The following is an 18,668-nucleotide window of genomic DNA, read 5'->3' on the forward strand; positions in this document are numbered from 1 at the left end:
TAGAATGATTTAAAAAATTTGGATGTTAGTAGTTGCTATTTAGGGTAACTACGTTTAGGATTGCCATCCGGTTTTCATAATATTTTCGTTTTGGTTAATTTACTTGCGTATTTTAGAGAAAATAATATCGAAATTTAATTTTAGTTAACACAATAGCTTACCTGATTAGCAATTGATTTAGGTTTATATACTTTTAACCGAAACGGTAATTGCCAGAGAAAAAAAAATCAAAAAAAATTTCAAAACTCGATTAGCCACAGGTAATTATTGTTTAAAACACAATAACTTGGGTGTATCGGGTACACTATATTTCATTTTTCAAAAAACTCTTTCCACTTGTATTATTTTTCCTAAATTTGCGGGCTAATTAACGCTCATTGAAATCGCTCAAAACATATTCAATACCGTTTACGGGGCTAAAACTGGGGAAACATCAGTTTGATTTCGAGATAACTGACGAGTTTTTTAACCAGTTTGAATACTCGCTGGTTAAAAAAGGCAAATTAAATTGCCGTATTGAACTGGAGAAGCAGGAGACCATGCTGATATTAAATTTTGATATCAGCGGCACTATCGACCTCTCTTGCGACCGTTGTTTAGCCGACTATCCGCAGCAGGTAAACATTACCGAGCAGCAGATAGCCAAGTTTAGCGACGAGGAGTTGAATGATAATGAAGAGATTGTCATCCTCACTAAAAATGATCACGAGATCAACGTAGCGGGGCTGATATATGAATATATTAACGTAGCGGTACCGTTTATTACGGTATGCAGCGAAGAAGGAAGAACAGAATATTGTGATAACGATATGCTTGAAAGGATTGACAAGCTATCCGGCAACGAAGAACAACAAAACAATGAGGAAGCAGACCCACGATGGGATGCACTCAAAAAATTAAACAAGTAATACCCACAAAGTTATGGCACATCCAAAACGGAAAATATCCAAATCAAGAAGAGACAAGCGTAGAACACACTACAAAGCTGAAGCTCCAACTTTAACCACCTGCAAAACCACTGGCGCAGTGCACTTACCGCACAGAGCTTACACTGTTGATGGTAACCTGTACTACAACGGTAAAATTTTGATCGAGCATACTGCTGTAGCCTAAGTTAATTTTCTGTAATGAAGATTGGCTTGGATATTATGGGCGGCGATTACGCACCAAAAGCAACTGTTTTAGGTGCTATTGACGCTTACAAAGAATTATCACCTACCGAACAATTGGTTTTGATAGGTGATAAAGACATTGCTGCCGGTATTCTGAAAGAAAACGATTTCAATCCCGATCACTTTGAGTTTGTACACACAACCGAAGTGATTGGCATGGGCGAACATCCCACAAAAGCGATAGTTCAAAAACCCGACTCGAGTATCAGTGTTGGGTTTAAGCTGCTTAAAGATAATGCTATCCAGGCATTCTCGTCGGCTGGCAATACCGGTGCTATGCTGGTTGGCTCCATGTTTAGCGTAAAAGCTATACCCGGCGTTATCCGCCCCGCCATGACGGCTATGGCCCCCAAACTAAAGGGAGGCTTTAACATTTTGCTCGATGTTGGCGCCAATGCTGATTGTAAACCCGATATACTGGTACAATTTGGTGTATTGGGCAGCCTGTTTGCCAATTCGGTATACAATATCGATAACCCACGCGTAGCCTTGATGAATATTGGCGAAGAGGAAGAAAAAGGTAATTTACTTTGCCAGGCTACCTACCCGCTGATGAAAGAGACCACCCTGTTTAATTTTGCAGGCAATGTAGAGGGCCGCGACCTGTTTAGTGATCTGAGCGATGTAATTGTTTGCGATGGCTTTACCGGGAACGTGGTACTTAAAATGGCCGAATCTTTTTATGTTGTTACCCTTAAAAAGGGCTTTAAAGACGAATTTTTCGACAGGTTTAATTATGAGCAATACGGTGGCAGCCCTATTTTAGGTGTCAATGCCCCGGTTGTTGTTGGCCACGGCATCTCGAGCCCAACGGCCATCAAAAATATGGTTCTTCTTTCGCGCAACATGGTCAACAGCGGCCTTGTTGATAAAATCAGACAGGCCTTTCAATAAAAAATAAATAGATGAGTAAAATTCATGCTGCTATAACGGCTGTTAACGGTTACGTACCAGACTATGTTTTAACGAACCAAGAGCTGGAAACTATGGTTGATACCAACGACGAATGGATAACCACCCGAACAGGCATTAAAGAGCGACGAATACAAAAAGGCGAAGGTCAGGCTACATCCGATCTGGCTGTACCTGCCGTACAGGGCCTTCTTAAAAAACGCGGCATCTCTGCCGAAGAAATTGAACTGATCATCTTCTGTACCTCAACACCCGATATGCCCTTCCCGGCAACGGCCAATATTTTAGCCGATAAAGTTGGTGCCATCAACGCATGGGGGTATGATTTGAACGCGGCCTGCTCGGGCTTTATATTTGGCCTGGCAACAGGTGCAAGCTTTATCGAGAGCGGCCGTCATAAAAAAGTACTGGTTGTTGGTGGCGATAAAATGTCGTCCATCATTAACTATCAAGACCGTGCTACCTGCATCATTTTTGGCGATGGCTGTGGCGTTGCCCTGCTTGAGCCGAATGAAGAAGGCAATGGCATTATCGATTCTATTTGTAAAAGCGATGGCTCCGGCCGCGAGTTTTTACATCAAAAAGCCGGTGGTTCTCTAAAACCAGCCTCGCACGAAACCGTCGACAACAAAGAACATTACGCTTACCAGGAAGGTAAAACCGTATTTAAATTTGCCGTAACCAACATGGCCGATGTTGCTGCCGATGTAATGGAGCGCAACAATTTAACTGCCGACGATATCGACTGGCTGGTACCGCACCAGGCTAACAAACGGATTATTGATGCTACCATATCCCGCACAGGCGTATCGCCCGAGCGTGTCATGGTTAACATTGAGCGTTACGGCAATACCACCAACGGTACTATCCCCCTTTGCTTATGGGAATGGGAAAGCAAACTAAAAAAGGGCGACAATTTAGTATTGGCAGCCTTTGGCGGTGGCTTTACCTGGGGGTCCATCTATTTAAAATGGGCATATTAATATGCAAATTGATCAATGTGCAGATATACAAATGATCTGAACATTATTAAAAATACATTGTTACATAATTAATTGTCAACCTTAACAAAATCATTTGCACATTTGCATATCTGCACATTGCACATTGAAAGATAATTTTATCCAAAACCACTACAAACCGAACTAATGGATATTAAACAAATTCAGGAACTGATCCGCTTCGTAGCCAAATCAGGTGTTAACGAAGTTGCTATTGAGCAAGAGGATTTTAAGATCACAATTAAAACAAACCAGGCGCCTACTTATGTAACGGCAACTGTACCTGCCGCTGCGCCAGTACACGCTGCCCCGGTAGCTGCTGCAACTGCCGAAGAAGCTCCTGCCGCACCGGTAGCTGCTGCCCCGGTAGCCGATACCTCAAAATATATCACGGTAAAATCGCCAATGATCGGTACTTTTTACCGCTCGGCAAGTCCCGAAAAGCCATTGTTTGTTAACGTTGGCGACGAAATAAAACCAGGCGATGTAGTTTGCATTATCGAAGCCATGAAACTGTTCAACGAGATCGAATCCGAAGTTTCGGGCCGCATCGTCAAAGTATTGGTTGACAATGCTTCGCCGGTTGAGTACGATCAGCCTTTGTTCCTGGTTGAACCTATTTAAATGTGCAGATGCGTGAATGTGCAGATGTGCAAATGCTCACATGCCATTTACTCATTAAAACATTAATTAATTTATAATTGCTAACTCTGTGTATATGTTCCTTGGGCAAATAAGTAAATCCACAATGATATTACAATCTGCACATCCGCACATCTGCACATTTGCACATTAAACAATGTTCAAAAAAATACTAATAGCTAACCGTGGTGAAATTGCCTTGCGAATTATTCGCACCTGCAAAGAGATGGGCATCAAAACAGTGGCTGTATATTCAACTGCCGACCGCGACAGTCTGCACGTGCGCTTTGCCGATGAGGCCGTATGTATCGGTCCGCCGCCCAGCCGCGATTCGTACCTCAACATACCCAACATTATTTCGGCTGCCGAAGTAACCAATGCCGATGCGATACACCCCGGCTATGGTTTCCTTTCTGAGAATGCCAAGTTCTCAGCCATCTGCGCCGAATACAATATTAAATTTATAGGCGCTACCGCCGATCAGATCAACAGCATGGGCGATAAGGCTTCGGCTAAAGCCACCATGAAAAAGGCCGGCGTACCCACCATTCCCGGTTCTGAAGGGTTGGTTGCCGATGTTAAAGAAGGCATCAGCATCGCTAACAAAATAGGCTACCCGGTTATCCTTAAAGCAACTGCCGGTGGCGGTGGCCGCGGCATGCGCGTAGTTTGGAAAGACGCAGAATTTGAGCCTGCCTGGGATTCGGCCCGTGCCGAATCTGGTGCAGCCTTTGGTAACGACGGTATTTACCTTGAAAAATACGTGGAAGACCCACGCCACATCGAAATACAGGTGGTAGGTGATCAGTACGGCAAAGTTTGCCATTTATCCGAAAGGGATTGCTCCATACAACGCCGCCATCAAAAACTGGTTGAAGAATCACCTTCGCCATTCATGACTGAAAAGCTGCGTAAAAAAATGGGCGATGCCGCCATTAAGGGCGCCAAAGCTGTAAAATATGAAGGTGCCGGTACCGTTGAGTTTTTGGTTGACAAGCACCGCAATTTTTACTTTATGGAGATGAACACCCGGATCCAGGTTGAACACCCGGTTACCGAAGAGGTGATCAACTTCGACCTCATTAAAGAGCAGATCAAAGTAGCTGCGGGTATTCCTATCTCGGGCAAAAACTACGAGCCGACCATGCACGCCATTGAGTGCCGTATCAATGCCGAAGATCCGTTTAATAATTTCCGTCCGTCGCCGGGTAAAATAACCAACTTCCACTCACCGGGTGGCCATGGTGTACGTATTGACACCCACGTATACACCGGTTATGTAATACCGCCAAACTATGATTCGATGGTGGCTAAGGTGATCACCGTTGCGCAAACCCGCGAAGAAGCCCTGGCCACAATGGAGCGGGCCCTAAGCGAATTTGTGATAGAAGGTGTAAAAACCACTATCCCATTCCATTTAAAACTTTTAAAAGATCCAAACTTCCGTGCAGGTAACTTTACCACCAAATTCATGGAAACGTTTGAATATTCAGAATAAATGAAACTGTAATAACAATTTACATCGTAAGTACCATTCTCCTGCTATAGAATGGTACTTTTGTTTTTAATATACATATGAGCGAAAACAGGTTGTTAAATGCGATAAGAAGTAAAGGAAAAAACCTCGAGGCCGAAATGTCGTTTTTCGACCACCTTGAAGTTTTAAGATGGCACCTCATCAGGGCTGCATCCGCCATTATAGTTTTTGCCTGTGTTGCCTTTTATTTTTTTGATGATATTTGGCAAAAGATCGTCATGGGGCCCAAGCATGGCAATTTTTTCACTTACCGTATGCTTTGCAAATTGGGCGAGCTACTCCATAGCCCCGGCATGTGCATCAGCAGCGATTTACCCGGTGAAATGCAAAACACCGAATTGGCGGGCCAGTTCTCACTGCAGATCAACTCGTCGATCATGCTCGGTATTACTTTGGGCTTCCCTTACCTGCTGTGGGAAATATGGCGCTTTGTAAAACCCGCCCTCGAAGAGCGCGAACAAAAAGCGGCCAGTGGCTTTGTATTTTTCGCATCATCTTTGTTTGCTATAGGCATATTGTTCGGTTATTACATCGTAGCGCCGTTGTCCCTGCACTTTTTAACCAACTACCAGATCAGTCCTGAGATCCATAATATCTTTACTATTGATTCATACCTCACATCTGTAGCCACCCTTACACTTGTTAGCGGTATTGTTTTCCAGTTACCTGTGATCGTTTATATCCTGGCTTCGCTCGGTATACTCACACCTAAGTTTATGCGCGAAAAGCGCCGTATCGCCATCATCATTATCATGATCATCGCTATGCTGGTTACCCCAACACCCGATGTAACAACCATGCTGGTGATCAGCTCGCCGCTGTTTTTATTATACGAACTCAGTATAGGCGTGGCGGCACGTGTGCAAAAACGCAAACTTAAAAAACAACAGGAATTTTTGAATTCGTAAATATGACCGACTTAAAGATCGCTATCGGCTCTGACCATGCCGGGTTTAATTATAAGCAACAATTATTAAAAACCTTAAAGGTTGCCGAGTTGAAAGACTTTGGTACTTTTAGCGCCGACTCTGTCGACTATCCCGACTTTGCCCACCCGGTTGCAAACGCAGTTGAGAGTGGTGAGTTTGACTTGGGTATCCTCATCTGCGGAAGCGCCAACGGTGTAGCCATTACCGCAAACAAGCACCAGGGCATCCGCGCCGCCATTTGCTGGAACGAAGAACTGGCAAGCCTGGCCCGCCAGCACAATAACGCCAATATCGTGTGCATCCCCGAAAGGTTTATCGATTTTGATACCGCCCAAAAGATCGTAGAAACATTTTTCGCCACACCTTTTGAAGGCGGCCGCCACGCTAACAGGGTAAATAAAATGGCTTGTTGATACAGTAAAAATAAATGCGTTAGCGATTGCAGCGGATACCGGCCAAGTGGCTAAGGCACGTGTAGTATGAGCGTAAAGCGCGGGCCGAAGGTAACGCCCAAATGATCTGCCAGATCAATCAATTTAATAAATACTGCTTCGCGCCTTCGCGAGAAACAGCCACTCACCCAATCCAACATAATCAACTCGATCAACCGTCCCACATCGTAACAAAAATGCTATTTAAGCAACCAAAATTTGTTGTTAACTTAGCTTATATAATTAACTGACTTTCATGAAAAAAATTTACATTCCAGCTATTGCGATGGCTTTTTCTGCGGGCTTGTACGCTCAAAGTCCCATTGCTGCAAAATACGCTAAGATCATTACTGCCGAAGACGCTAAAAAACATTTAAGCATTTTAGCATCCGACGAATACGAGGGCCGCGAAACGGCCAAACCAGGCGCCACCATGGCCGCCAATTACATTGCTGGTGAGTTTAAAAAATTAGGGCTGCAAGCTCCGGTTAATGGTTCTTATTTCCAGGATGTCCCTTTATTATCAACTACGGCTCAGGGAAAATCCTTAAGCATCAATGGCACTGCCTTTGCTCCGCGTAAAGATTTTAACATCGGATCGTACCTAACCGGCGAGACCAAAGATTACGACTTTAAAGCCAGCGAGGTTATTTACCTGGGTCATAAAGTTGGTGGCGATCCGGCTGCCGAGTTGGGCACAACCAATATTACCGGCAAAGCCGTTTTCCTGGTTAACGATGGCGAAAACCGCCAGAGTATTGCCAAACGCCTAACTTTTATCCAAAGTAAGCACCCTTCAATCATCATTACCTCAACATCGGGTAACGGCTTTGGCGGGCCGGGTGGCCAGCGTGGCGGACAGCGCGGCGGCGGCAATGGTGCACCACGCGCAAGCTTGAGCATTAAACCCGATAAACCTATCGTTGCTCCAGCACCGGTCATCAGCATTATGCCCGAAGCCGCCAATCAGCTGGTATCCAGCTCCGGCGAAACTTTCGAAACTTTTAAAGCATCGGGCGATGCCAACGGTATGCAGGCCAATCAAACAATCAAAGCTGATATCGCGCTCACCATCAGCACCACCTGCGAGCAAACTAAGGCAGCCGAAGTTTTAGGCTACATGCCCGGTACCGACCTTAAAGATGAAGTGCTGGTATTTTCGGCACATTATGATCACCTGGGCTTAACTACCAGCGGTACCGATAAAGTATATAACGGTGCCGATGACGATGGATCGGGCACTACCGGGATATTGGAAATAGCTACCGCTTTCGCGCAAGCTAAAAAAGAAGGCCATGGCCCGCGCCGCAGCATTTTGTTTTTAGGTAACGTAGGCGAAGAAAAAGGCTTGTTAGGCTCGGAGTATTATACCGATCACCCTATCTACCCGATGGCCAATACCATCACTGATCTGAACATTGATATGATCGGCCGTGTGGGTGAAGAATACGTTGGTAAACCCGACTCAGCTAACTATGTGTATGTTATCGGTTCGTCAATGTTAAGCAGCGATCTGCACAAAATTAACGACGAGGCCAACGCCAAATACACCAAACTCGATCTGGATTATAAGTACGATGACCTGAAGGATCCTAACCGTTACTATTATCGTTCGGACCATTACAACTTTGCCAAACACAACGTGCCTATTATATTTTATTTTAATGGCGTACACGCCGATTACCACCAGGCCACCGACGAAATAGGAAAAATTAACTTCCCGCTTTTAGCAAAACGTGCACAACTGGTATTTTATACCGGCTGGGAGCTGGCTAACCGCGATAAGCGCCCTGTTGTTGATGGTAATACAGGGAAACAGTAACTGATTTCGGATATCGGAATTTCAATTTCGGATTTATTATAGAATGTCATTTTCACTGGTGTGGAAATGACATTTTTTGTTGATAAAAACATCCGTCTAATCGCAACAAAATCGGTGCAATCATTATTATAATAGCTAATTTCGTAGATATGACAAGCATTGCCGAGGAGTTTTTAATTGCGTCTGAAAATAAGGTGTTTGACCGCGATCATCGCCGGATATTGAACCACAATATCGGCAAGTATGATGTGGCGGTTGAGCGTGGCTTATCAAAATTCGCCAACCTCGAAAATGCCAAGCGCAAGGCCCATGTCATCAAATGGAAGGTGATGGAAAACCTGGATAAGTTTTTACCCGAGTTTGAAGCCAATTTCCAGAAACGCGGCGGCAAAGTGATCTGGGCCAATGATGCCGAAGAAGCACAGCGCGAGATACTGCAGATCATGCAGCGGGCCAATGCCAAAACGGTTGTCAAATCAAAATCAATGGTAACCGAAGAGATTCATATCAATGAGTTTCTGGAAACACATGGCATCGAATCGCTTGAAACCGACCTGGGTGAATACATTGTACAATTGCTCGGCCAGCCACCGTACCACATCGTTACCCCGGCCATGCACCTCTCAAAGGATGATATTGCCAAACTGTTTAACGAGCGTTTTGGTACCCCGCTTGATGCTACGCCCGAACAGCTCACCCTAAAGGCCCGCGAATTATTACGCGATAAATATGTAAGCGCCGATGTAGGTATTACCGGGGCCAACTTTTTAATTGCCGATACCGGCAGCATAGCCATCAGCGAAAACGAAGGCAACGCGCGCTTGTGTACCACCTTCCCTAAAATACATATCGCTATTGTGGGGATCGAAAAGATCATCCCATCTATTGCCGATCTGGGCTTGTTCTGGCCAATGCTGTCAACCCACGGCACAGGTCAAAACCTTACGGTATACAACTCCATTTTAAGTGGTCCCCGCCAGGCTAACGAAACCGACGGCCCCGAAGAAATGTATGTGATACTGCTGGATAACGGCCGCACTAACCTGCTTGCACAAAAAGAACAGCGCCAGGGTTTATACTGCATCCGCTGCGGAGCCTGCCTTAACGCGTGCCCGGTTTATAAAAATGTGGGCGGCCATACTTATGATACACCATACAGCGGCCCGATAGGTTCGGTTATTACACCCCACATGCGTGGGATGGAAGATTTTAAGCACCTGAGCCATGCATCGAGCTTGTGCGGCAACTGTTCTGAAGTTTGCCCGGTGAAGATCGAGATCCACAAAATGTTGCTGGCTAACCGCCGCGATGCAGTAAAAGAAAACCTTATTCCAAAAAAAGAAAGGTGGGGCTGGGCCATCTGGAAAAAAGCCATGCTGAGCCGTAAGCTTACCGATTTTTTAAGCGGCAAGTCAAAGAACCGATTACTGCGGATCCTGTTCAAAAAAACATGGGGACATTTCAGGCAAATGCCCCAGGTTGCGCAAAAATCGTTCGCGGCTTTGTGGCAGGAGAAGAACAAGAACACAGAGCATTAAACCGATATCAAAACACCGTGCCCTCTGTGATAAAAAATCACTTCGCTATCCAAATCGCATCCGTAAACCAGTTCTTCGCATCAAATAAATAATTGGCCGGTATAAAGCCCGCATTTACCGCGATATCCCTGGTTTGCTGTATGGTAAATTTTTGCGATATCTCCATAAAAATATGCTCGTTTGCCTGGAAATTAATATTCTTATTGGCCGAACGGATATGCACATGCTGATCCGTAAGGCTGATCAAATAACTTTTACATGATCCGGTTTCAGGATCATAAGTAGGGTAATGCTCAAACTGGCTTGTTATAAAATCGGCATCCAGTTCGCGGTTAATGCGGTTAAGCAAATTAAGGTTAAAGTTTTTGGTGATGCCCCCCTTATCATTATAGGCTTCCAATATCGTCTTCGGATTCTTTTTCAGATCGAACCCGATCAAAGCCATATCTCCTGCCGATAAATTTCTGCGCAATTCATAACAAAACTTTTCGGCCTGGTCAACCGGCATATTACCGATGTTCGATCCTAAAAACAACACTACCTTACGGCGATCCGATATCGCCGCTGCTTTGTTCAGCATATCAAAATACTCGCCGTTAAGGCCATGAAAATTTAAGCCCGGGATATTTTTAGACAACTCATCATCCAGCAGTTCGATCACGTGCGATGAAATATCTATCGGCAGGTAGGTAAAATCTACACCTTTATTCACCAGATACTTTAACAAAAACGATGATTTAAGCGCATCGCCCGCGCCAAGTTCAATCAGGTCGAACGGTTCATCATTATCGGCACTAATAAAATTGGCCAGGGCACCGGTTTGCTCACTAAATATCTCTAACTCACAATTGGTGAGGTAATACTCGGGGCAATTCATAATGTCCTGAAAAAGGCCATCGCCAGTGGTATCATAAAAATACTTCGAGTCGAGCCGTTTCGGGGTCGCTGCCAGTCCCTGCAAAACATCTTCGGAAAACTGCTTTGCCGCCAGGTGCTTTGCCGAAGTGCCGTTTTGGTGAATGATGAGTGTTTCGATGTTCATAGGTTTGATGATATTTGTTGTCGGGCCAACCGTATACCGTTAAACAGCCAGCGTAAATTCGGATGAAAAAAATTGCGGTAAGTTATCCGGCTATGCCCGGGCGGCGTAGCATCGCTGCCACCCCTCAAAACTTTCTGACTCACCATAAACTTACCATTGTATTCGCCAATAGCTCCGGGTGCCTTGGTAAAGCCCGGATAAGGCAAATAAGCGCTCTCCGTCCACTCCCAGGCCTTACCCCATTTAAATTGCGTAGCGGCTACCTCCCATTCAAATTCGGTAGGCAGGCGCATACCTTTCCACATGGCGTAAGCATAAGCTTCGTAGTAGCTAATGTGTCCTACCGGTTCGTCAGGTTTTAAAGCCTGCAACCCCGTCAGGGTAAAATGGTGCCATTGCCCATCTATCAAATGCCAGTACAAGGGTGCTTCAATTTTATTAGCGTTTACCCAATCCCAGCCCTCGGCATGCCAAAACCTAAAATCGCGGTAGCCACCTGCGTTTATAAACTCCAGGTATCCGGCATTGGTTACCATTGTACTGCTTATCTCAAAGGCATTTAAATAAACCTTGTGGCGGTTCAACTCGTTATCAAAACAAAAACCGGCGCCGGTGTGCCCTACTTCGTAAACCCCTTCGGCAATACTGATCATTTTCTGCTCGCCCTGCTCAAATGCCGGCGCCTGATAATGTTTATCATACGACGGGAACAAAGGGTTATGTCCTAAAATATATTTAATGTCGTAGTATAACAATTCCTGGTGCTGCTCTTCATGATTAAAGCCCAACTCCAATAACTTTTTTACTTCCGTGGACGGCTCATGACATAAAAACTCCATCATGGCATTATCTACATATTCGCGGTAACGGTAAACATCGGCAACGGTTGGGCGGCTCAAATTACCACGGTCGGTACGGATAACCCGTGCGCCCACGGTTTCGTAATAGCTGTTAAACACGTAGTTATAGTCAGGGTCGTACTCCTGGTAACCCATAAAATTAGGCTTCAGGATAAAAGTTTCGAAAAACCAGGTAGTGTGTCCCAGGTGCCATTTAGGCGGACTGACATCTACAACAGGTTGCACCACATAGTCTTCGGTTTGCAGCGGACCGCAAATTTGCTCACTGTGTTGGCGCACTTTTATATAACGGTCGGCTATGCTCATTATTTATTGCTTTCCAAATATCGTTTCAGGTCCGAAATTGTTTTAATTTTTAGATTTTTCGCTTCACTTTTCCGCATCATTAAAGCATAGGTATTGTTAAAGCCTATGGGTTTCAACCATTGAATATCGTATTTAGTTTTAAACTCCTTGCTCACGTAATTGTAAACTTTATCTTTATCCAGCACCAGCGAATCCAATACTTTTGGCTTAACAGATAACATCACCAGCAAACCCGTGCCCGTGTACTCCGGGTAAACATCTATCTGGTCATTTTTTAGCGCCCCAAAACAAATTTGTGTACCGCCAAGGCCGGTTTTGGTGCTTACATCATAATCGGTATAACCTTTGATCAGCGAGGTATACATACTGGCTAAAATGTATTGCTCACCAAATATTTTTGATCCGATACGCACCACACCTGCATTACCGTTGCGCGGCTGTTTGTACAAACCTTTGGCACTTAAAAAATCGATGGCTACCTTTTCGGGACTCTGATGCAGGTAATCCACCTTGTAATTGAGGTTGGTCATGGTACTATCATCGATCTTCCCGGCAAGGAGATTCAATGTATTTTCCAACTGCGGGAATTTTTTTAGTGCTTCCGCGGATACGATAGGCGCTGCGTAATACGGCGGAAAGATATTTTTATCGTCCTGCAGAACCACCAGGCCGAAAGCTTTTAAACGGCCATCGGTCGAATAGCCGCTGATCACGTCCAGATGTTTTTGGTAAGCGGCCTTATACATCACCGCATCACTGATTACTACCGTATGGATCTTTAATTTGTATTTATCCCGCAGGCCCAGGTCGCCATCCCTGCGGCCCATAAACTCAGGTGTAAAACCGGCAGTCAACTTTCCGGCATAAGCCGAAGGAATAAAATAAAAGCCTGCTAAAAAGAGTAACCCAACAGGTATGACCTTAATGCCCGTGCGCACTTTTTTTAAATTAATATTTTGGACCTTAGACAGCAGAAAATCAAAAATGATGGCCAGCAAAGCCGCCGGTATGGCCCCGGCCAATATCATGTTGGTATTGTTAAGCGATATACCACCGAATATAAACTCGCCTAAGCCACCCGCCGCTATTAACGAGGCCAATGTAGCCACCCCCACGTTGATGACCGTAGCGGTACGGATACCGGCCAATATAACGGGCATAGCTAAAGGCAGTTCAACTTTGAGTAGTATCTGGCTGTAGCTCATGCCCATGCCGCGGGCAGCTTCTTTAATCGTTGCGTCAACACCGGTAATGCCCGTATAGGTATTGCGAATGATAGGCAGCAAAGCATACAACAGTAACGCAAAAATGGCCGGCTTTGCGCCTATGCCTAAAACCGGGATCAGAAACCCCAATAACGCAATACTCGGAATAGTTTGAAAAACACCGGCTACACCCAATACTGTGCCCGATAACTTGCGCTTATGGGCGATCAAAATACCCAAAGGTAAGCCAATAACTATCGCGATAAGCAAAGAGATAAAAGTTAGCCCGATATGCGTTAAGGTTTGCGATAATAGCTTGCCCGACTCCTGCCGCATAAAATCCAGTAAGGTTTGTTGTCCTTCGTTCATACGGCCTCGTTGTTTTGATATTGTTGAAACGTTGACATCAACTGCGCAAACGTAATGGTTTTGGTTTCGCCGTTTACCGGGTTAGTAGCCGCTACAGCGTTTTCCTTACGGGATGTAATGATCTCCAGGGTTTCCCAAACGGTACAATTACAATGGATAGCACCTGCTGTACTGCGGGTTTTAATACGGGGCAACAGGTCCCAAATATCGTTCAGTTTCACAGCCTTAAATTCAAGCTGCAAACGCTGTTCCTTTAAAAACTCCTTTACAAAATCGCCCGAAGGCTTAAATAATAATTCGGCAGGCGTACCCGCCTGTACAATTTTACCTTTATCCATCAAGCATATCCTGTCGCCCAGTTCAAAGGCCTCCTGCACATCATGGGTAACCATAATAATGGTCTTACGCTTCAGCTCATCCAGGTCGCGAAACTCTTTGCGGATATTAAAGCGTGTAACCGGGTCGAGCGCGCCAAAGGGCTCATCCATCAGCAATACTGGCGGGTCGGCCATTAAAGCCCGTGCCAAACCAACACGCTGCTGCTGCCCACCGCTCAATTGCTCCGGGAATACATTTAAATATTGATGATCGAGGTGCAGCTTATCCATCAATTCGCGGGTGCGATCATTGATCTGCTTTTTGTCCCACTTTAACAGTTGCGGCACAATAGCAATATTTTCGGCAACGGTATAATGCGGAAACAGTCCCGTGTTTTGCAAAACATAACCCATGCTGCGGCGCAGCTCTTCGGGTTGCTGATCATTAACATTTTTACCGTTTACGATGATCTTACCCTTAGTTGGCTCAATCAACCGGTTGATCATTTTTAAGGTTGTTGTTTTACCGCAGCCGCTGGTACCCAGCAAGATCAGGTTTTCGCCTTCTTTTACGTCGAAAGAAATGCCATCAACCGCTTTTATCTGTCCAAAATATTTGCTGAGGTTTTCAACTTCGATCATAAAACTGGTTAAGGTTCTAAGGCCATGAACAGATTATTCAACGATTCGGAATACGTGGGGTGCGCAAATACCATATAACGGATCTCCTCATAAGTTATCCCGCCAGCCATCGCCATCTGCAATACCGACATGATCTCGCCGCCCTCCTGCCCTAACACGGCCGCGCCCAGTATCTTTTTTGTTTTGGCATCAACAACAGCCTTCATAAAGCCGCGCGTGTCGCCGGTTTCAATGGCGCGGGCCACGTATTCCATGGGCAGCCTGGCCACCTTATAATTCAAACCTTGCTTTTTTGCATCGGCCTCGGATATGCCTACACGGCCCAATGGCGGATCGGTAAACATACAATAAGGCACCAGCCGGTTTTTGATGCTGAGATTAGCCTTCTCAACCAAATTACGGTAAACAATGGTGTAATCGTTATAGGCAATATGGGTAAACGCCGGCCCGCCTTTTACATCACCCAAAGCATAAATGCCTTTTACATTGGTTTCGAGTTTGGCATTTACCTTAACATAGCCACGCTCATCTGCTTTAACACCAGTGGCTTCTAAGTTTAAAGCATCCGTTTGCGGGATGCGGCCCGCGGCTACCAGCACATGCGAATATGTGAATACATGCTTTTTATTGCCCTCGGTAATTTCGGCTTCAATATGGTTACCCGCCTTTTTAAAACGGGTAGCTTTGGCGCCGGTATAAATCTTGATGTGCTCGGCTTCGAGTATTTTTATCATCTCTTTGGCCACGTCTTCATCTTCTTTTGGTAACACCCTTGCCGCCTGCTCAAGCATGGTTACTTTGCTGCCAAAGCGCCTGAACATTTGCCCGAATTCCATACTGATATAGCTTGCGCCGATGATCAGCAAATTTTCGGGAACGGTGGTCAGCTCAAGTATACTGGTTGAAGTGAGGTAATCTATGGTGTTCAGCCCCTCAATATCCGGGATGGCAGTTTTGGCACCGGCGTTAATAAATATCTTATCGGCAGTCATTTCCTGTGTGCCGCCATCGTTTAGCTTTACGCTGATGGTTTTCTTCCCTGTAAAGGTAGCCTCGCCCATAATCAGGTCGAGGTGCGGGGTACCTTTAATATTCTTTTCGGTACCGCCACGAAATTGCGCTACAACTTCGTCCTTACGTTTTTTGATGAGCGGCATATTAACCGCGTAATCTTTAATATCTACCCCCAGTTTGTGTGCATTTTGCGCAATATATATAGCCTTTGCCGAAGCAACCCAGGTTTTTGTAGGCGTACAGCCATCGTTGATGCAAGTGCCGCCAACCAGGCGCTTTTCAATAATGGCGGTCTTCATACCGGCATTGGCCAGCTTTTTAGCCAGGGGGTTACCCGCCTGGCCCGAACCTATAATGATAGCATCGTATTTTTTCATCGGATGATTTAAAATTGCCTGTTAACACTATCTGTAAGTAAATGATCGATTTTGCCCTGCAACAATGGCATCATTACGCCCGGCAATTACCCTATTGTTCCAAACTGTTTTCATAGGTCTGGTTTATGGCATGAATTTACGCATTGTGTTTCAATTAATTATCACCACGCTATTAACTAAGAAAAAACAGGGTGTTTTGTTTGAAAAATGCCATTTAAATGACTGTAATATGCATTACAGCAGTGATTTATGTGTGCTTTAAAAAAATTAACACATTAAATTTTAAATTTATTTTTAAAGCTATATCTTTGCAATCCCAAAATAAGGGTTGTTCTTTTTGACTTTATCAATAACAGCAGTTAAAATGCATCTTTAAACAATGTATTTTAATGAGCTAAAGCCATATCAATGGCCCGTTCGTCTAGGGGTTAGGACGTTAGATTTTCATTCTAGAAACAGGGGTTCGATTCCCCTACGGGCTACTATTTATAAGTCATCAGTTATTGGTCCAAAGTCTTGAGTCGGCTTTGGAAAATAACTTAAAACTATTGACTCAGAACTACTAAAGACTCAACATAAGGCCCGTTCGTCTAGGGGTTAGGACGTTAGATTTTCATTCTAGAAACAGGGGTTCGATTCCCCTACGGGCTACAAAAGCCGCTTTACGAAAGTAGAGCGGCTTTTTCATTAGGGATACTTTTAAACCGGGATGTTTAAACCATCCTTCTATTTATTAATCTTAATATAAAATCCAGCTTATGATTAACAAATTGATCCGGCTATTTACATTATTGGTTGTAATGTCAATCGCATTTACAGCAAACGCACAAACTTATACTACTTCCCGGGATGTTAATATTTTCGGTGATACCGTAATTACCTATCATGACCGAATAGGGGCAGTTGCTTATACGATTACAAACTCCAAAGATATTTTCGGGAATAAAGTCGAAAAAATTACCGATAAAAGTGGCAGAGAGGTCAGGTCTATAAAAAACACCACCGATATACTTGGCAACATTACTCAAACAGTAGTAGGTAACAATGGTTTAACCGAAGCCAGCATTAAAGTTTCGAAAGACATTTTCGGAAACGATCAAAAGGTGATATCTGACGGGCAAGGACGTACCATTGCAACTTTAAGAACAACTATAGATGTAATAGGGAATATAACGAAAGTGATTACCAACAATACTGGGAAGGATATTATAACTATCTATATATCTAAAGATATTTTTGGCAATGATGTGCGAAAAATTGATACGGAAATGGATTCAGAACCTGCAGACAGAATACTAAAACTTTCCGGTGAAATTTAATTGCTTAACCGGATAGAATTAAGTTTCAATATGTCAAAGTTCTTAAATCTTCTAAAAAGGGGTTCGAAAAGTTTCCCCTACGGGCTACCATAGGCTGAATGCCATAACACCTACCCGTTACAAATAAGAGTGCACTTCGATCCATACTCGTATCGTTGCATTTCTAAAATGAAACCACAATTCACTTCGCTTTTAGGCACGTATTATTTTAACCTCGTTAACTTAGCTAATTGACGAATTAAACTGATATAAACCCGTCATTACCACTGCTGTTAATTCCGAAATCAGGCATCTTAAATTTTGATCACCATGATTAGATACGACTCCTTTCCAATTATTCAAAGACTGGATGCATGGCAGATATCGATCGCATTATTTTTTCTGATGTTGTTTTGTATCTGGATAGGTTCGATTTTCGGAAAGCGGCGACTGAGGACGGAAAAATTTCAGGAAAACCCTGCTAATTCGACCATTTTTGGAGCCGTTTTTGGCCTGCTTGCTTTTCTTTTGGCGTTTACCTTTAGCATGAGCGGCAATCGTTACGATGCCAGGCAACAAGCGTCAATTGCGGAAGGGAACGATATCGGCACAGCCATTCTGAGAGCAGATCTTTTTCCGGATACAGATCGTATTGCTTTCAGAAGCGATTTTAAAAATTACCTTCAGGCGCGCATCGACAATATTACCGGGGGGATCGATGTGGATAAAGTGAATAAAGCGAATAGCCGGAGATCTGTTTATGCAGCAAAATTATGGAGCAGGGCGATGCGTTTTTCTAAACAACCCGGGGTGAGCATTGTGCCTTCAAACATGATGGTGCCGGCGCTTAATGCGATGTTTGACAGCGCTACCAAAAACACTTACAGCGAGTTGTTACGCGTCCCCCAGTCCATTGTCATCATGCTCTTTCTACTTTCGTTAGTTACTTCTTTTTTCGTCGGTTATATTTCGGTTGCCGAGGCACGTTTTGACTGGTTTATTGCTACAGGTTTTTGCTTTTTGAGCGCCCTGGTAATTTACACTACGCTTGATCTTGACCGGCCACGAAGAGGACTCATCCGGTTAAACATAAGCCACCAGGCAATCATTTCGCTGATGGATCAGTTCAAATGAAATGCAAGGGATAGAGACAATCTTCCTGCTATTTCCTGTTTATAACACTCCCCTTCAAAGCATACACCAATTCACAAAAACATTTTATTAAAGTACTTTGAGTCATCATTATATTTCCTG

General features: G+C 44.3%; 18 protein-coding genes and 2 tRNA genes. 15 read left to right on the top strand and 5 right to left on the bottom strand.

Annotation, left to right across the window (positions count from 1 at the left end; all coding sequences use genetic code 11):
• The first annotated feature begins 377 nt into the window (after positions 1 to 377).
• The 10 genes from ACFGVR_RS02625 (at position 378) to ACFGVR_RS02670 (ending at position 9,984) form a co-directional block, all read left to right on the top strand.
• Positions 378 to 908: a YceD family protein gene (locus ACFGVR_RS02625; protein ID WP_448700939.1), complete on the top strand. Its 531-nt coding sequence runs from the start codon at positions 378 to 380 to the stop codon at positions 906 to 908.
• 13 nt (positions 909 to 921) lie between these two features.
• On the top strand, positions 922 to 1,113 hold the full coding sequence (rpmF, locus tag ACFGVR_RS02630; protein ID WP_448700940.1) for a 50S ribosomal protein L32: 192 nt from the start codon (positions 922 to 924) through the stop codon (positions 1,111 to 1,113).
• A 14-nt stretch (positions 1,114 to 1,127) separates the two neighbouring features.
• Positions 1,128 to 2,066 (top strand): phosphate acyltransferase PlsX, encoded by a 939-nt coding sequence (gene plsX, locus ACFGVR_RS02635; protein ID WP_448700941.1) that lies wholly within the window; start codon positions 1,128 to 1,130, stop codon positions 2,064 to 2,066.
• A gap of 11 nt (positions 2,067 to 2,077) precedes the next feature.
• Entirely contained in the window at positions 2,078 to 3,067 is a 990-nt protein-coding gene (locus tag ACFGVR_RS02640; RefSeq protein ID WP_448700943.1) for a beta-ketoacyl-ACP synthase III, read from the top strand.
• Positions 3,068 to 3,232: 165 nt separating this feature from the next.
• A complete protein-coding gene (gene accB, locus ACFGVR_RS02645; protein WP_448700945.1) occupies positions 3,233 to 3,709 on the top strand; it encodes an acetyl-CoA carboxylase biotin carboxyl carrier protein in 477 nt (158 codons plus the stop codon).
• Positions 3,710 to 3,884: 175 nt separating this feature from the next.
• The gene (gene accC / locus ACFGVR_RS02650; protein ID WP_448700946.1) at positions 3,885 to 5,225 is read left to right on the top strand and encodes an acetyl-CoA carboxylase biotin carboxylase subunit; all 1,341 of its coding nucleotides are present in this window, start codon (positions 3,885 to 3,887) and stop codon (positions 5,223 to 5,225) included.
• Positions 5,226 to 5,302: 77 nt separating this feature from the next.
• Positions 5,303 to 6,172 carry a twin-arginine translocase subunit TatC gene (tatC, locus tag ACFGVR_RS02655; protein ID WP_448700948.1) on the top strand — a complete coding sequence of 290 codons (870 nt, stop codon included), beginning with the start codon at positions 5,303 to 5,305 and terminating at the stop codon, positions 6,170 to 6,172.
• 2 nt (positions 6,173 to 6,174) lie between these two features.
• The gene (gene rpiB, locus ACFGVR_RS02660; RefSeq protein ID WP_448700949.1) at positions 6,175 to 6,606 is read left to right on the top strand and encodes a ribose 5-phosphate isomerase B; all 432 of its coding nucleotides are present in this window, start codon (positions 6,175 to 6,177) and stop codon (positions 6,604 to 6,606) included.
• 274 nt (positions 6,607 to 6,880) lie between these two features.
• Positions 6,881 to 8,446 carry a M28 family peptidase gene (locus tag ACFGVR_RS02665; RefSeq protein ID WP_448700951.1) on the top strand — a complete coding sequence of 522 codons (1,566 nt, stop codon included), beginning with the start codon at positions 6,881 to 6,883 and terminating at the stop codon, positions 8,444 to 8,446.
• A gap of 149 nt (positions 8,447 to 8,595) precedes the next feature.
• Entirely contained in the window at positions 8,596 to 9,984 is a 1,389-nt protein-coding gene (locus ACFGVR_RS02670; RefSeq protein WP_448700953.1) for a LutB/LldF family L-lactate oxidation iron-sulfur protein, read from the top strand.
• 37 nt (positions 9,985 to 10,021) lie between these two features.
• On the opposite strand, the gene ACFGVR_RS02675 is transcribed toward ACFGVR_RS02670, so the two are convergent.
• From ACFGVR_RS02675 to ACFGVR_RS02695, 5 genes are read right to left on the bottom strand one after another with little or no spacing between them, the layout of a single operon-like run.
• On the bottom strand, positions 10,022 to 11,026 hold the full coding sequence (locus ACFGVR_RS02675; RefSeq protein ID WP_448700954.1) for an L-histidine N(alpha)-methyltransferase: 1,005 nt from the start codon (positions 11,024 to 11,026) through the stop codon (positions 10,022 to 10,024).
• Positions 11,023 to 12,192 carry an ergothioneine biosynthesis protein EgtB gene (gene egtB / locus ACFGVR_RS02680; RefSeq protein ID WP_448700956.1) on the bottom strand — a complete coding sequence of 390 codons (1,170 nt, stop codon included), beginning with the start codon at positions 12,190 to 12,192 and terminating at the stop codon, positions 11,023 to 11,025. The genes ACFGVR_RS02675 and egtB overlap by 4 nt, the downstream gene beginning before the upstream one ends.
• Entirely contained in the window at positions 12,192 to 13,766 is a 1,575-nt protein-coding gene (locus tag ACFGVR_RS02685; RefSeq protein WP_448700958.1) for an ABC transporter permease/substrate-binding protein, read from the bottom strand. Before ACFGVR_RS02685 ends, egtB begins: the two co-directional genes overlap by 1 nt.
• A complete protein-coding gene (locus ACFGVR_RS02690; RefSeq protein WP_448700960.1) occupies positions 13,763 to 14,725 on the bottom strand; it encodes an ABC transporter ATP-binding protein in 963 nt (320 codons plus the stop codon). The genes ACFGVR_RS02685 and ACFGVR_RS02690 overlap by 4 nt, the downstream gene beginning before the upstream one ends.
• Positions 14,726 to 14,733: 8 nt before the next feature.
• Positions 14,734 to 16,116, bottom strand: coding sequence for a mercuric reductase (locus tag ACFGVR_RS02695; RefSeq protein WP_448700961.1), 1,383 nt, complete (start codon positions 16,114 to 16,116; stop codon positions 14,734 to 14,736).
• A 64-nt stretch (positions 16,117 to 16,180) separates the two neighbouring features.
• Here ACFGVR_RS02695 and ACFGVR_RS02700 point away from each other — a divergent pair, with 64 nt between their 5' ends.
• From ACFGVR_RS02700 to ACFGVR_RS02720, 5 genes are all read left to right on the top strand, one after another.
• Positions 16,181 to 16,378, top strand: a complete 198-nt coding sequence (locus ACFGVR_RS02700; protein ID WP_448700963.1) for a hypothetical protein — start codon at positions 16,181 to 16,183, stop codon at positions 16,376 to 16,378.
• 148 nt (positions 16,379 to 16,526) lie between these two features.
• A tRNA-Glu gene (locus ACFGVR_RS02705) sits at positions 16,527 to 16,598 on the top strand.
• Positions 16,599 to 16,695: 97 nt separating this feature from the next.
• A tRNA-Glu gene (locus ACFGVR_RS02710) sits at positions 16,696 to 16,767 on the top strand.
• Between the two features lie 149 nt (positions 16,768 to 16,916).
• Positions 16,917 to 17,435, top strand: a complete 519-nt coding sequence (locus ACFGVR_RS02715; RefSeq protein WP_448700964.1) for a hypothetical protein — start codon at positions 16,917 to 16,919, stop codon at positions 17,433 to 17,435.
• A gap of 309 nt (positions 17,436 to 17,744) precedes the next feature.
• Positions 17,745 to 18,548, top strand: a complete 804-nt coding sequence (locus ACFGVR_RS02720; RefSeq protein WP_448700966.1) for a bestrophin-like domain — start codon at positions 17,745 to 17,747, stop codon at positions 18,546 to 18,548.
• Positions 18,549 to 18,668: the final 120 nt, after the last annotated feature.

It is taken from the genome of Mucilaginibacter aureus (assembly GCF_053514885.1).

Excerpts from the sequence above, each read along its gene's own strand:
- ACFGVR_RS02665 (WP_448700951.1), top strand. The coding sequence starts at position 6,881 with ATGAAAAAAATTTACATTCCAGCTATTGCGATGGCTTTTTCTGCGGGC.
- ACFGVR_RS02685 (WP_448700958.1), bottom strand. The coding sequence starts at position 13,766 with ATGAACGAAGGACAACAAACCTTACTGGATTTTATGCGGCAGGAGTCG.
- ACFGVR_RS02695 (WP_448700961.1), bottom strand. The coding sequence starts at position 16,116 with ATGAAAAAATACGATGCTATCATTATAGGTTCGGGCCAGGCGGGTAAC.
- rpiB (WP_448700949.1), top strand. The coding sequence starts at position 6,175 with ATGACCGACTTAAAGATCGCTATCGGCTCTGACCATGCCGGGTTTAAT.
- egtB (WP_448700956.1), bottom strand. The coding sequence starts at position 12,192 with ATGAGCATAGCCGACCGTTATATAAAAGTGCGCCAACACAGTGAGCAA.
- ACFGVR_RS02690 (WP_448700960.1), bottom strand. The coding sequence starts at position 14,725 with ATGATCGAAGTTGAAAACCTCAGCAAATATTTTGGACAGATAAAAGCG.
- ACFGVR_RS02715 (WP_448700964.1), top strand. The coding sequence starts at position 16,917 with ATGTCAATCGCATTTACAGCAAACGCACAAACTTATACTACTTCCCGG.
- rpmF (WP_448700940.1), top strand. The coding sequence starts at position 922 with ATGGCACATCCAAAACGGAAAATATCCAAATCAAGAAGAGACAAGCGT.
- ACFGVR_RS02720 (WP_448700966.1), top strand. The coding sequence starts at position 17,745 with ATGATTAGATACGACTCCTTTCCAATTATTCAAAGACTGGATGCATGG.
- ACFGVR_RS02700 (WP_448700963.1), top strand. The coding sequence starts at position 16,181 with ATGGCATCATTACGCCCGGCAATTACCCTATTGTTCCAAACTGTTTTC.
- plsX (WP_448700941.1), top strand. The coding sequence starts at position 1,128 with ATGAAGATTGGCTTGGATATTATGGGCGGCGATTACGCACCAAAAGCA.
- ACFGVR_RS02640 (WP_448700943.1), top strand. The coding sequence starts at position 2,078 with ATGAGTAAAATTCATGCTGCTATAACGGCTGTTAACGGTTACGTACCA.
- tatC (WP_448700948.1), top strand. The coding sequence starts at position 5,303 with ATGAGCGAAAACAGGTTGTTAAATGCGATAAGAAGTAAAGGAAAAAAC.
- accC (WP_448700946.1), top strand. The coding sequence starts at position 3,885 with ATGTTCAAAAAAATACTAATAGCTAACCGTGGTGAAATTGCCTTGCGA.
- ACFGVR_RS02675 (WP_448700954.1), bottom strand. The coding sequence starts at position 11,026 with ATGAACATCGAAACACTCATCATTCACCAAAACGGCACTTCGGCAAAG.
- ACFGVR_RS02670 (WP_448700953.1), top strand. The coding sequence starts at position 8,596 with ATGACAAGCATTGCCGAGGAGTTTTTAATTGCGTCTGAAAATAAGGTG.
- accB (WP_448700945.1), top strand. The coding sequence starts at position 3,233 with ATGGATATTAAACAAATTCAGGAACTGATCCGCTTCGTAGCCAAATCA.